Origin of the sequence: Guptibacillus hwajinpoensis, assembly GCF_020171785.1 — a bacterium.
In the GTDB taxonomy this organism is placed as follows: Bacteria; Bacillota; Bacilli; order Bacillales; family Guptibacillaceae; genus Guptibacillus; species Guptibacillus sedimenti.
The window spans coordinates 144,496-156,710 of sequence record NZ_JAIVAE010000003.1 but is presented as its reverse complement, the minus strand read 5'-3'; the positions used below and the strand labels follow the sequence as shown (position 1 = coordinate 156,710).

The 12,215-nt window shown below is 38.5% G+C and carries 13 protein-coding genes; all 13 read right to left on the bottom strand.

Annotation, left to right across the window (positions count from 1 at the left end):
- Positions 1-179: 179 nt before the first annotated feature.
- Positions 180-566 (bottom strand): VOC family protein, encoded by a 387-nt coding sequence (locus LCL91_RS04790; RefSeq protein ID WP_224880439.1) that lies wholly within the window; start codon positions 564-566, stop codon positions 180-182.
- Positions 567-701: 135 nt separating this feature from the next.
- Positions 702-770, bottom strand: coding sequence for an ATP-dependent Clp protease proteolytic subunit (locus tag LCL91_RS22185; RefSeq protein WP_224881217.1), 69 nt, complete (start codon positions 768-770; stop codon positions 702-704).
- A gap of 59 nt (positions 771-829) precedes the next feature.
- Complete coding sequence (locus LCL91_RS04780; protein ID WP_224880437.1) at positions 830-1,120, bottom strand: hypothetical protein; 291 nt, start codon at positions 1,118-1,120, stop codon at positions 830-832.
- Between the two features lie 133 nt (positions 1,121-1,253).
- The gene (locus tag LCL91_RS04775) at positions 1,254-2,780 is read right to left on the bottom strand and encodes a multicopper oxidase family protein (RefSeq protein WP_224880435.1); all 1,527 of its coding nucleotides are present in this window, start codon (positions 2,778-2,780) and stop codon (positions 1,254-1,256) included.
- A 64-nt stretch (positions 2,781-2,844) separates the two neighbouring features.
- Positions 2,845-3,060: an SHOCT domain-containing protein gene (locus tag LCL91_RS04770; RefSeq protein WP_224880433.1), complete on the bottom strand. Its 216-nt coding sequence runs from the start codon at positions 3,058-3,060 to the stop codon at positions 2,845-2,847.
- A gap of 169 nt (positions 3,061-3,229) precedes the next feature.
- On the bottom strand, positions 3,230-5,224 hold the full coding sequence (locus tag LCL91_RS04765; RefSeq protein WP_224880431.1) for a heavy metal translocating P-type ATPase: 1,995 nt from the start codon (positions 5,222-5,224) through the stop codon (positions 3,230-3,232).
- Between the two features lie 144 nt (positions 5,225-5,368).
- Positions 5,369-6,052 carry a response regulator transcription factor gene (locus LCL91_RS04760; RefSeq protein WP_224880429.1) on the bottom strand — a complete coding sequence of 228 codons (684 nt, stop codon included), beginning with the start codon at positions 6,050-6,052 and terminating at the stop codon, positions 5,369-5,371.
- Entirely contained in the window at positions 6,024-7,439 is a 1,416-nt protein-coding gene (locus LCL91_RS04755; RefSeq protein ID WP_224880427.1) for a sensor histidine kinase, read from the bottom strand. Before LCL91_RS04755 ends, LCL91_RS04760 begins: the two co-directional genes overlap by 29 nt.
- A gap of 143 nt (positions 7,440-7,582) precedes the next feature.
- Positions 7,583-7,912 carry a four-helix bundle copper-binding protein gene (locus tag LCL91_RS04750; RefSeq protein ID WP_098443750.1) on the bottom strand — a complete coding sequence of 110 codons (330 nt, stop codon included), beginning with the start codon at positions 7,910-7,912 and terminating at the stop codon, positions 7,583-7,585.
- 171 nt (positions 7,913-8,083) lie between these two features.
- Entirely contained in the window at positions 8,084-9,052 is a 969-nt protein-coding gene (locus LCL91_RS04745) for a F510_1955 family glycosylhydrolase (protein WP_224880424.1), read from the bottom strand.
- Between the two features lie 59 nt (positions 9,053-9,111).
- Complete coding sequence (locus tag LCL91_RS04740; RefSeq protein WP_224880422.1) at positions 9,112-9,699, bottom strand: YdhK family protein; 588 nt, start codon at positions 9,697-9,699, stop codon at positions 9,112-9,114.
- A gap of 162 nt (positions 9,700-9,861) precedes the next feature.
- Entirely contained in the window at positions 9,862-10,785 is a 924-nt protein-coding gene (gene murB, locus LCL91_RS04735; protein ID WP_224880420.1) for a UDP-N-acetylmuramate dehydrogenase, read from the bottom strand.
- 375 nt (positions 10,786-11,160) lie between these two features.
- On the bottom strand, positions 11,161-12,210 hold the full coding sequence (locus LCL91_RS04730) for a homocysteine S-methyltransferase family protein (RefSeq protein ID WP_224880418.1): 1,050 nt from the start codon (positions 12,208-12,210) through the stop codon (positions 11,161-11,163).
- Between the last annotated feature and the right edge of the window lie 5 nt (positions 12,211-12,215).

The following is a 12,215-nucleotide window of genomic DNA, read 5'->3' as shown; positions in this document are numbered from 1 at the left end:
GCTCCTTTCGTTCGTTTATGAAGTTAATACTTCTTTTTGTTTATTATAATGAATGATTCCCTTCATTTCTAGTTCTTTTTCAATTATTCTGAAATTTAATCATCATTTTAGTTATGGATTTAACGAAAAAAACATCATCAAATGAATGATGATGTTCAGTAAAAAACAATCAGTCTATTTTACGCTTCGTTCTTTTCCATTACTGCAAAATAATGTTCTTCAGGATCTGCAAAGTTAAAAACGCGTCCTGAAGGCATCGACACAATTTCCCCAACGGTTATTTTTTTACTCTTAAAACTTTCGTATAAACGATCTAAATCGTTCGTGTAAAACATAAGGGATGGTGTTCCGAGATTAAGCTCAGGCTCCATCTTTGCTATTAACGCTTTATCATGAAGGACAATGCTTGTCCCCCCTTCCAGAGTTGGTGCTATCTCGATCCATCTCATTCCCCCGCTATTGTTCTCCACTGCAACATGATGAAATCCAACCTTTTCTGTCCAAAATGCTAGTGCCTCATCCTGATCATCAACGTATAGCATGATTTGACCGATTTGATTAATCATTTCAACACTCCTTTTTATTTATTACGATTACATTCAATTTATTTATTCTACATAGAGACTCGCTGACCTTTTGCAAAATAAAAAGGAACGGTTTCCCGTCCCTTAGATAATCTATTTTGTTTCTGGATGATTTCGTCAAAAAATTCCATACTCTTTTGCTTCTTGAGCACACATATAATAATCACGATCCGTATCGCAAGTCAATTTTAGAAAAAAGCGCTTCTTTAGTTAAAGAAAAGCACCCCCACTTGGGAGTGCTTCACTTATCGCAAATCGTCTTTTATAGCATTGGTGAATTCTGCGATCGCATCATTATCGATTCCTTGAGCGGATGCCATTTGCTTCAAGGATTCAGGATCTTGATGTTGAGGCTGTTGAGAATGCGATTGTACCTTTTGGGAAGAATTTTGCTGTGAATGTTGCTGCATGCCACCAAATCCGTTTTGCATACGGTTGGTAAGGGCATAGGCTGCCGCTCCACCAAGAGCACTTAATGCCATAACAGTAGCGGTTTTACCTTTTCCTTTCTGGGTGTTACGCTTTTTATAATTCACTTCATATCACTTCCTTAGATAAAAGTTAAAAGACGTGTTTCTAATCGTTAGCCACACTGATTAGTTTAATTCAACTTTCACCTAATATACTGGTTCGTTTTCCCAAGAGTATGCTAAACACCGATTTACCTTTTTAATTTGGTGAATTGTTGTTTTTTCCTCCTAATTCAAACGGTGAGTAGACCCCTTTATAATCAACGATCGTCACCATACCACGATCTGCATGATTATTATCATGACAGTGAAACAACCATTCTCCTTGATTATTTGCTTTAAAATAAATGGTATATGTTTCACCAGGTTTTACGTGAATTAAATCTTTCACGAATGGAGCATTCAGTTCCTCACCATTTTTTGAAGTAACCTGAAACCTATGTCCATGTAAGTGCATTGGGTGATTCATTCTTCCAGAGTTCGTTATTTCGACCTTTACGATATCTCCGCTTTCAACTTGAATGGGTGGCGTATTTGGAAATGTTTCATCGTTAATCTGAAATGCCATCCCTTCACCCATATCCATCCCCATGCTTAAATCCATGTTATACGTTACATCGGGGTTAGCTGGTACTTTAGTAAATATCACATTTTCACTGCCAAAAGTTGTCCCATCTACAACAGATGTATTAGAACTGAGAGGTGTATTCATTGCTGCAGAAACGTCATCCTTCTTTGTAACGACTGGAATTTTCATATCCTCTGCATTTTCAATGGTATTTGATTGTCCAATGACCGCTGGTTCCCCATCCTGTTTTGTGAAAGCAACATCAATCCTTTCGCCAGGGGCAATTTCTACTACATTCGATGATTCTGTTTTATCAGATACTTCTTCACCATCTGTCTCAATTACTTCTATGGAGTCTTCAGGAAATACCAATCGATGAACTTGGTACCCTGCATTAATGAAACGTAGCCTGGCTGTTTCACCTTCTTTTAAGACTAAAAGCTCAATAGAAGAACCAGCTTTCCCATTGATTATGAACGTATCGTACATTTGCTTCGTATCTGCTTCTCCATCTCCTGACATGCTTCCCATCATCATTCCGCCAATATTAGATAAGTTCTGTTTATCTTGATTCACTGCCCATTCATCGAGGATAAAAATTTCATCTTTATCATATTTCTTTTTCTTCTCTTCAACAACAAGTGCACCATAAAGACCTTTATCTACCTGTAATGAGCTATGCTGATGTGAGTGATACCAGTACGTTCCCGCATCTCCAGCAATAAATTCATATGTGAACGATTCTCCTGGTTGAACAGCATCCTGTGTAAGTCCAGGTACACCGTCCATTTCATTTGGTAATAATACACCATGCCAGTGAATAGTAACTGGTACATCTAATTCATTTTTTAATTGAATCTTTACGTAATCCCCTTCTGTTACACGTATTTCTTCTCCTGGAACTGTTCCATTATAAGTCCAGGCATCGACTTTCTTTTCCTTGCTAATTTTCCATTCTTTTTTTTCCGCAGTTAAATTGAATTTCTTTACTGGTCGATCATCCACTTCTTGAGCATTCACTTCTATTATGCTAGTTCCATCTTGATTTACACTTGCGGGAAGTGAATTGTCAGTTAGTAAAGGTGACTTAAAAACAAGCCATCCTCCTATCATCAATAAAATGGCAATCATAGAACTACCAATTATTTTTTTTTTCATTTTTTTCACCTCGACGTCTAGAGTGATATTGCACTTATGAAAAGTCAGAAACGTTTCAGCCTTTTCATTGCTCACTAATTTTCTTTTTTAAGCGGTCATATTCTTCTTCAGAAATTTCTCCCCTAGCTAGCCGTTCTTTTAATGTTTCGTGTAAATTTAAATCACTTGATTTCTTTTCAGGCTTCATCATCCATACGATGATTGCAATAATAGCTATAGCAATTAGGATTCCAAAAAATCCGAATCCCCAGAATCCACCGTTCATTCCGCCGCTCATCATAAAAATCGCCCCCTTATAACCTGATTCATATACTTATATACCCACATAGGTATTTAAACAATCGGATTTTCTCCTTTTAATTTAATTTGTCGGTGCCGATATAGTTCGTCCCCAAGTAATAGGATGACTAGTTAGAAGCGATGAAAACTGCTTCTAACCTAACGATTATTCATGCTTTTAATAACTTTGCATTTATCGCTACAATAACCGTACTAAAAGACATGAGTACCGCACCAATTGCTGGACTTAGAACGATGCCGATTGGATATAAAACCCCTGCAGCGAGCGGGATAGCAATAATGTTATAGCCTGCTGCCCACCAGAGATTTTGAATCATTTTCTTATAGGTTGCTTTTGATAATTCAATAATCGATACCACGTCTTCAGGATTACTTTTTACTAAAACCACATCGGCCGTTTCCATGGCGACATCTGTTCCTGCTCCAATCGCAATTCCAAGATCAGCATTTGCTAAAGCTGGAGCGTCATTCACTCCGTCTCCCGTCATCGCCACTTTTAATCCTTTTTGTTTGATTTTCTTTATCTGATCGGCTTTCTCGTGAGGAAGAACTTCTGCATAAATTTCAGTTAAATCAAGTTGTTTCGCAACCCATGTTGCTACCTGTTTATTATCACCTGTAAGCATCATAGATGAGACATTTAAGTTTTTTAATTGCTGTATGGCATTCTTTGCACTTTCTCGAATCCTATCAGCAAGTGCGATCATAGCCACTAATTCTCCATCGACTAAAACGAATACAACTGTTTTTCCCTGTTTGGCAAGATCCGCATAGCGGTCTTTTTGATAATCGATTTCTTCATCTTTTATATAACCTGGACTAACAACCATTACTTTTTTATTATCGACCCTTGCTTGTAATCCCTTACCGGTAATCGATTGAAAATCCTCAACGGACTTCAAGTTCACGTTTCTCTCTTTTGCATCCTCAACTATGCCGCGAGCTATCGGATGTTCTGATTCAGATTCAACGGAAGCAGCTAGAAGAATGATTTCATCTTCTTCTTTCTCAGTAATGATATCTGTTATTCCAAATTTCCCCTCTGTTAGTGTACCAGTCTTATCAAAGACGACCGCTTCTAACTTTCTTGCTTCCTCAAAGCTTGTTCGGTTGCGTATGAGCAGTCCTTTTTTCGCCGATAAGGCGGTTGATCTTGCGACGACAAGAGGTGCTGCAAGACCTAAAGCATGTGGACAGGCAATGACCATGACTGTCACCATCCGTTCTAAAGCAAAAACAAAATCGTAGCCAAGTAAAACCCAAGATAGTAATGTGGTTATTCCTGCTATAAGCGCAAGGTAGAAAAGCCATTTAGCAGCACGATCTGAAAAATTCTGTGTTCTTGATTTCGATTCTTGAGCTTCTCTCACCATTGTGACAACTTGAGAAAGATAGCTATCTTCACCGGTTTTTTCAACTTTTACAGTCAAAGAACCTTCTCCGTTAATCGAGGCACCTATAACTTCATCATTTTTTTCTTTTTCCACTGGTACAGATTCACCCGTTAACATCGATTCGTCAATCGAAGACTGTCCCTTTACAATTGTTCCATCAACGGGGACTTTTTCTCCAGGTTTAATAAGCACGTGGTCTCCTTCGTTTAATTCTGATGTAGGAACATCTTCAATAGAGCCGTCTTCGCTAACACGATGAGCCTCAGATGGCATCAGTTTTACTAGCTCTTCTAGTGCTTTTGATGCTCCCATCACTGATTTCATTTCGATCCAATGACCGAGAAGCATAATATCAATTAGAGTCGCTAGCTCCCAAAAGAAGTTTTTCCCAGATAAACTGAATACCGTCAATGAACTATAGACATATGCGACGATAATGGCAAGTGCAATAAGTGTCATCATTCCAGGGTTTTTATCTTTTAGTTCACTCCATGCTCCTGTGAGGAAAGGCCACCCTCCATAAAAAAAGATAACAGTCGAAAGAGCAAATAAAATGTAGAGATCTCCCGTGAATCTTAAGTTTAGATTAACGAAATTTTGTAACATAGGTGACAAAACGAGTATAGGTAGTGTGATTAATAAAGAAAGATAAAACCTCTTTTTAAAATCTTCTACCATATGTTCGTGATGAGAACTGTGATCTTGCTTATGTTCGGAATGGTGATGTTCTTCATGCGTAGAATGGTCCATACTAGCCTCCTTCTTTTAGTATAAGATGGTAGATGTTATTCATCTTCACTTATTGTTCCCAAAAAATATCCAGATTTGATCGAGATAATGTGAAAGAAAAAAATGACCGCCAATTAGGCAGTCATAGTCGTGGGTAACCATTAATTATGGAGATTCATTTTTCCACTTGTAACCTACACCCCAGATGGTGACTAAATGGTTGGTGATTTGAAAGTCCGCATGTCTACACTTATCACGCAAATTTCGAATATGTGAATCAATCGTGCGTCCTTCTGTGTTTGATTCAAATCCCCAAATCAACTGGATCAGATGTTCTCGGCTAAATACTTTTTCGGGATTTTTCAAGAATAGGCCAAGCAACTTAAATTCAATGGGAGTCATAGGAATAGGCACACTATAATATGATACGAGATGTTTGTCTGCATCCCAGGTTAGTCCTTTGAAGATCACTTGATTTTGATTAACTTGTTTTACGCGTCGAGCCAAAGCTTCCATTCTAGCAAGAAGAACACGTTCATCAAATGGTTTTGTGATGTAATCATCTGCGCCTAACTTGAATCCTTTAACAATATCTTCATTTTGCTCTCTTGCTGTTAACATGATAATCGGCACCTCTGATTGATTTCGGATTTCTTCACACGTCGCAAAGCCGTCCATGTCGGGCATCATTATATCTAACAAAACGAGATCTATTTTGTGTTCAGTTAATCTATGTAGTGCTTCTATCCCTGTATATGCTTCATAAATAGTGTACCCATGTGGTTTCAAATAAAGAGAGATTAGCTCTACCATCCGCTCTTCATCGTCTACAATCAGCACATTTTTCACGTGATTCAACTCCTAACAAAACTATGGTGATCGTTGTCCCTTTTCCTTTTTGACTTTCCGCCTTTATACTACCTCCATGCTTCTCGATAATTTCTTTAGCGATAGCAAGACCAAGTCCAGAACCTCCGTACTTTCTTGAACGTGACTTATCAACCCGATAGAGACGTTCAAAAATGAAAGGCAAATCCTTCTCGGGAATCCCTTCTCCCTCATCAATTACTCTAACAATCACGTCGCTTTGAAAAGATTGAACTTCGATGAGTACCGTTTTTCCTGACTCACTATAATGCAGAGCATTGTCCAAAAGGTTTAAAATCACTTGAGAAAACCTTGTAGAATCAATATCAAGATGGATTTTATTCGGACAGGACACGATAAGATTAATCCCCTTACCTTCAAAAGCAGGCCTTACTTTCTCCCTTACCTGATGAATCAACGAACACAATTCGACTTCCTCACGATCGATCACAAATCCTTGTTGGTCCATTTTAGCCATATCAAACAAATCTCGAACGAGAGAAGTTAAGTTCTCTGATTCTTCTTTAATAATTGAAAGATAAGTACTTCTCTCTGTAGAAGATAACTCTTCTCGTTGAGCGATGTCTGCATAACCACTCAAATAAGTTAACGGTGTTCTTAGTTCATGAGCAATATTCGCTAGAAAATCACTACGATCATTTTTTAATCGGAGCAAATCATCTGATAAGCTTTGAATCCCTTTCGCTAATTCACCTAATTCGTCGTTTCGATCCACTTTTAAGGAGACATTATGATCCCCTGTGCTCATTTGCTGCGTTGCTACTTTCATCTCAATCAATGGACGTGTAATCATCCTTGAAAGATAAATAATTGTAATAACGGTGAGGAAGAGTGCGAGACCACTAATGATCAAAAATTGGGTTGTTAAATGATCGCGTACTTCGCGAATACTTTTTGTATCGAGGATCATATAGACGTTTCCAACAAGATCATCATTCACGATGATGGGAGAACCGGTCATAACATAAGGTTCATTGCCCCAATCGCCTTCCACTATATCTCCTGACACTGGAAGAGGAGATGATGAGGAAAGGGTTGTTCTGATCATAGACGTCACAGTATTCGAATGAACGAGAACGCTATTCCTTTCATCTGTAATAATTACTTGAGTTTCAGCTTCAGATTCCATTAGAGCAACGTGTTCCATTGTTTCACGATCGAAATGTTTTTCTAGGACATCTCTATGACTGTTTCCCCGCGCTAGAAGGGCATCAGTTTCAGCCATAATCCGCTCATTTAAAAAGCCGAAGTATAGCACCAGAAACAAAATCCCCTCAAGGAGTAAGATGCTTGTAAGAAAAAACAGACCTAATTTTGTTGCTAATTTACTTTTTCTCTTCAATCTCATTTCTCTCTCCTTGTCTTCAGCTATTCTACCAGCATTATATCGAGAAAGTGTGCAGCTTGTCTGCTTTGTTTCAAGATGAACAAATTGGTGATAAAAAAAGAAGCCTGCTAATGATTCAACAGACTTCTTAACTCATTCTACAATTATGCTGCTAATTTCTTACACTCTTCCGCACATTTAAAACATGACTCTGCACAATCCTGACAGTGTTTGTGATCGTGCTTTTTACACTCGTTTCCACATGCCTCACAAATGGTAGCACATGCTTGAGCAAGTTCAGAGGCAAATGGGGTTCCTCTTACAAGGGCTTGTTCAAGAAATCCACAGATATCCGCACATTCTCTGTCCAAACGAATACACTCAGCCATCATTTTTACATCTTCTTCTTTTAAGCAAGCGTCATAGCAGTGATTGCATGCAGTCATACATTCGTGGAGTGTTTGAATCATTGAACCGTACTTTTCATGTGACATGATTAAATTCCTCCTTAATAATGTAATACACTGTCATATTTTCCTATTTACTTGATAATAAACGTAAAAACGAAATAAAGTTGCTAAGATGTAAATTTCATTAATTCTGCACAAATTCTGGATAATTTGAGGGAATTGTTGAAAGTTTAAGTAGGAAACATGATGTCGCAATTAGTTTATTTTACCCTGATCGATTAAAGTGACCCAAGATTCCCCGCCATCTTTTGTTTGATAGAGACTACCATCAGATGTATGAAAAGAAATCTCATTTTCATTTTGTGGATTCACCGCGAGATAATCAATCGCCTTTTCTATTTTGTTCGGCATAGAAATGGGCGTTTCTTCTCTGTTCTTAAGGGACACAAGTTGGCTAGCTGCTCCCTGTTTGGCGAAGATGATACGGTCTTTAAGAAAGACCATTGAGGTGATAGAGCTGCCCTTTGTCATTGGTGTAAACGACTCTCCTTGATCTTCTGAAAGGTAAAGTCCATTTGGCGAAGTTATGGCTACGACGTTAGCATCACTAGGGTGAGCGAAAATCCCATTAATTTGATCGGGAGTCCCCTTTAAGTTTACTTGATTCCAATCACTTGCATCCTCACTATAATAAACACCTATGTCCATTTCGCTGTTCTTCTGTTGATTTACGGCATAAATGCTGTGCGTTTCATAGCCTACCGCTAAATAGTGAAAATCAGATTCTCCTTGAAAACCTAGCTGCTCGAGCGTCTTTCCTCGATCAGTACTTTTGATTAATCCGAGCGGATTTGGTAAATCGGATGCTTCGCCAGGGTGTCCACTACTATAAAAACCATCAGACGCGGCCTGGAAGCCCATATAGTCATGGTTGTTTGCTTTAGCTTCATACCAGGTTCCATCAAGATAAATCAGCGGTCCTAGATGAGTCGCCACGAATAATTCATGTTGATTGCCAGGATACCCGATTCCATGAACATGGTTAATTTGCTTGCGTGAAGTCGGTTTATAAAAGTTTGATTCTGATAACGATGCCGTTTCTTTTTCTTTCTTTTGGGTTTCCTTTACCTCATTATTGCTTTCTACTGGTTTTGAGTTTTCTTCCTGACATCCTGCAATAATAAGAAGCAGCGCCCCAAAAATTATTATCCAATGTTTCTTCAAAACAATTCATCCTTTATGTGTTGTCTTATTCATTCGCCATTGCGCGACATCTATAAACTTTATTGCTCAATAGGAGATAATTCATCTTCCGTTACCCATTTATGATTGGTTACCTCTTCGCCTCCAGTTGTCGGCATATAGTCTATCATATAAACAGTAGTTTGGTTGGCTGAATCAATTGTTGCATTGGCTCCTTCCATCCCTTTCATATGGGAAGCATTAAGCGTTACTTCTGTACCGGGTGTTAAAGGCGCGTTATCAGGTTGATCAAGTTCCTCGTGGATCACCCATTTGTGATTCTCTACAAGTTCTCCACCATTCGTAGGCATATAGGAAACAACATATGAGGTAGTTTCAAAAGCTCCTGAGATCGTGGCTTCTGCACCTTTCATTCCTTTCATATGATCTGTTTCAATGATTGCTTTACTGCCTTCTGGATAAGCAGGATTTTCAGCCCTTTTTAACCCTTCAGGTACTTCTGAAGAGCCGGAGTGTTCCATCTCGTCCATGTGATTCTCGGAGTTTGCTGAAGTGTTAGAAGGCGATTGGTTGTTTTCGGACTCCTGATTTATGCCCTCGTTATTGTTTCCACATGCTGCAAGAATAAGTGATAGTGATAATCCTAAAATAACTTTTTTTGTTTTCATATATACCCTCCTATGATTGGTTTCATTTACCATCAAAGACTACTTTATCTAGAAATTGTGCACTTATCGTGCAGATTGAATTTGTTCACAGTATGATCAAAAGTTGTCTATCTTAAATAAATCACAAAAAAACAGCCGCTCAAATGAGTGGCTGACTTCTCTTTATGCTTGCTCAGGTGGTTCACCAATAACGCGTACTTCACGTTCAAGCTCGACATCAAACTTTTCTTTTACTGTTCTTTGAACGTGATGAATCACATCCAAATAGTCTGTTGCAGTAGCATTATCGATATTTACAATAAATCCAGCATGCTTTTTAGAAACTTCGGCCCCACCGATTCGTGTACCTTGGAGTTCAGAGTCCTGAATTAATTTACCTGCAAATAGTCCAGGAGGACGTTTAAATACACTACCACAAGAAGGGTATTCTAGCGGCTGTTTTGTTTCGCGCTTCTCAGTTAGGTCATCCATGATCGCTTTGATTTCATTATAGTCGCCATCTTTTAGAGCGAAGGTTGCTTCTAAAACAAGCAAACCTTTTTCATCTACGTTACTGTGACGATAAGATAAATCAAGTTCATCAGCGGTTAATTTAATTAACTTTCCTTCTTTCGTTACAGCGAGCACACTTTCGAGACAATCAGCTATCTCTCCACCGTATGCTCCTGCGTTCATATAAACAGCTCCACCAACAGAACCTGGTATACCACATGCAAACTCGAGACCGCTAAGTTTGCCATCACGCGCAAATTCAGATGCATCAATAATTCGAGCGCCTGCTTGAGCAATCACTTTTTTGTCTTTTTTATTAATCGATTTTAAAGAAGATAGATTCAAGACAATACCGCGAATACCACCATCTTGAATGATTACATTCGAACCTTTCCCGAGTATCGTTAAAGGATATTTTTTTTGAAAAGCATATTCTACCGCAGCTCTTGCATCTTCAATTGTGTTAGGAAAAACAAGAACATCTGCACATCCACCCATCCTAGTATAGGTGTGGGCATTTAAAGGCTCATTTATTTTCAATTCCGCTTCTGGCAAAATCGAGCGGAGTTCATTTATTACATTTTGATTATCCATAGGCTACCTCGCTTATAAAACAAGTTCTTTTTGTTATGATTTCATTAGAGTTTCGTTGTGTCACATATTCAAACACATTTAAAATAATAACACAACTGATGTCTGAATATGATCATTTTGACAAAAGAAGCTACTATTTTCAAATGAATCTTACGCTAAGGATATAAAAAGCAAGATTTTTTATTGCGAAAAGCTGCTTTTATAACAAAAATCGGGCCGGGATCAATCGTAAAATGTATTGATGTTTTATTACATGCAGACATATCTGTATTGGTTCCATTTTCACTTTCTTTTTATCGTTATTGCCAATACGTTACTGGCCTATTCTTTTTGCAGTAAAAAACGGAGAGGTTTCCCGCTCCGTTTTGTCATCATCTATGCCTTCTGTCGATATGCCGTATTGTTTTTCTTTAAGGATTCATCTGATCCAAACAGAAAATGTTTCTCCATATTTGGAGAGTAAATCGAATTCACAGCTGTTCTACCTACTGTTTCAGCGACTTCTCTCAACATACTTGGAGAAGCACCACAACATAGTCCAAAATAATTTACCCCGACACTTTTTGCTTCTTTTGCCCATTCTGCTAGTTCATAACGGTTGCAATAAAGTGGATCGAGAGATGTTGGAAAGGTTGTCTCTGTTGGCAATGTACAGGCACAACCGCCATCAGGTAAGTTAAAAAATGTTGGATGTTCTTCTGTTGTTCGATAAGGAATGGGAAGTGCGCCAACATATCCAGTTACAGACTGCCTAATTTTCTCGATGTATGGCTGCATTGTAGCAGGTCCTCGAAAACAGTTCATTCCAACAACTAGCGCTCCATGCTCTTCTAACAACCGGCAAGCTTCCTCAACGGTATAGCCGTCTCTTAAAATGTTTTCACTCATAAGTCCAAGTGTAATAACTGCTGGAAGATCATGTTTTTGAATTTCTTCTAAGGCTATTTTCGCTTCTTCGTAATAATAAAATGTTTCCCCATTAATGAAATCAACGCCTTCTTCTTTACTCCATTTTACCATTTCAGCAAACATGGAACGAATTTGTTCTTTACTGTCTTCATCCTCAGGGTCAAATAGATTTGTGTTTGATATATTGCCTGCTACAAGTGCTTCTTCTTCAGGGTGTTCTTTTGCTACCTCTTTTGCAAGACGAATCGCTTGTCGATTGAGGGGCTCTAGCAACTCTTCTTTTCCAATAATTCTCATTTTCTCTCGGTGGCCATTATACGTAAAAGCTAGCACGACATCAGATCCTGCAAGCATATAATCTCGATAAGTTTGTTTAAGAGCTTCGGGATTATCTAGGGCAACTTCTGGCACGAATGATCCTGCTTGGAGATAACCACGTCGTTCTAATTCAAACAGATAACCTTCCCCGCAAATGACTGGGCCATCTTGCAGGCGTTGTTGAAGTGTTCTTTTCATGTGTA

Excerpts from the sequence above, each read along its gene's own strand:
- murB (WP_224880420.1), bottom strand. The coding sequence starts at position 10,785 with ATGGATAATCAAAATGTAATAAATGAACTCCGCTCGATTTTGCCAGAA.
- LCL91_RS04755 (WP_224880427.1), bottom strand. The coding sequence starts at position 7,439 with ATGAGATTGAAGAGAAAAAGTAAATTAGCAACAAAATTAGGTCTGTTT.
- LCL91_RS04775 (WP_224880435.1), bottom strand. The coding sequence starts at position 2,780 with ATGAAAAAAAAAATAATTGGTAGTTCTATGATTGCCATTTTATTGATG.
- LCL91_RS04750 (WP_098443750.1), bottom strand. The coding sequence starts at position 7,912 with ATGTCACATGAAAAGTACGGTTCAATGATTCAAACACTCCACGAATGT.
- LCL91_RS04740 (WP_224880422.1), bottom strand. The coding sequence starts at position 9,699 with ATGAAAACAAAAAAAGTTATTTTAGGATTATCACTATCACTTATTCTT.
- LCL91_RS04730 (WP_224880418.1), bottom strand. The coding sequence starts at position 12,210 with ATGAAAAGAACACTTCAACAACGCCTGCAAGATGGCCCAGTCATTTGC.
- LCL91_RS04770 (WP_224880433.1), bottom strand. The coding sequence starts at position 3,060 with ATGATGAGCGGCGGAATGAACGGTGGATTCTGGGGATTCGGATTTTTT.
- LCL91_RS04765 (WP_224880431.1), bottom strand. The coding sequence starts at position 5,224 with ATGGACCATTCTACGCATGAAGAACATCACCATTCCGAACATAAGCAA.
- LCL91_RS04790 (WP_224880439.1), bottom strand. The coding sequence starts at position 566 with ATGATTAATCAAATCGGTCAAATCATGCTATACGTTGATGATCAGGAT.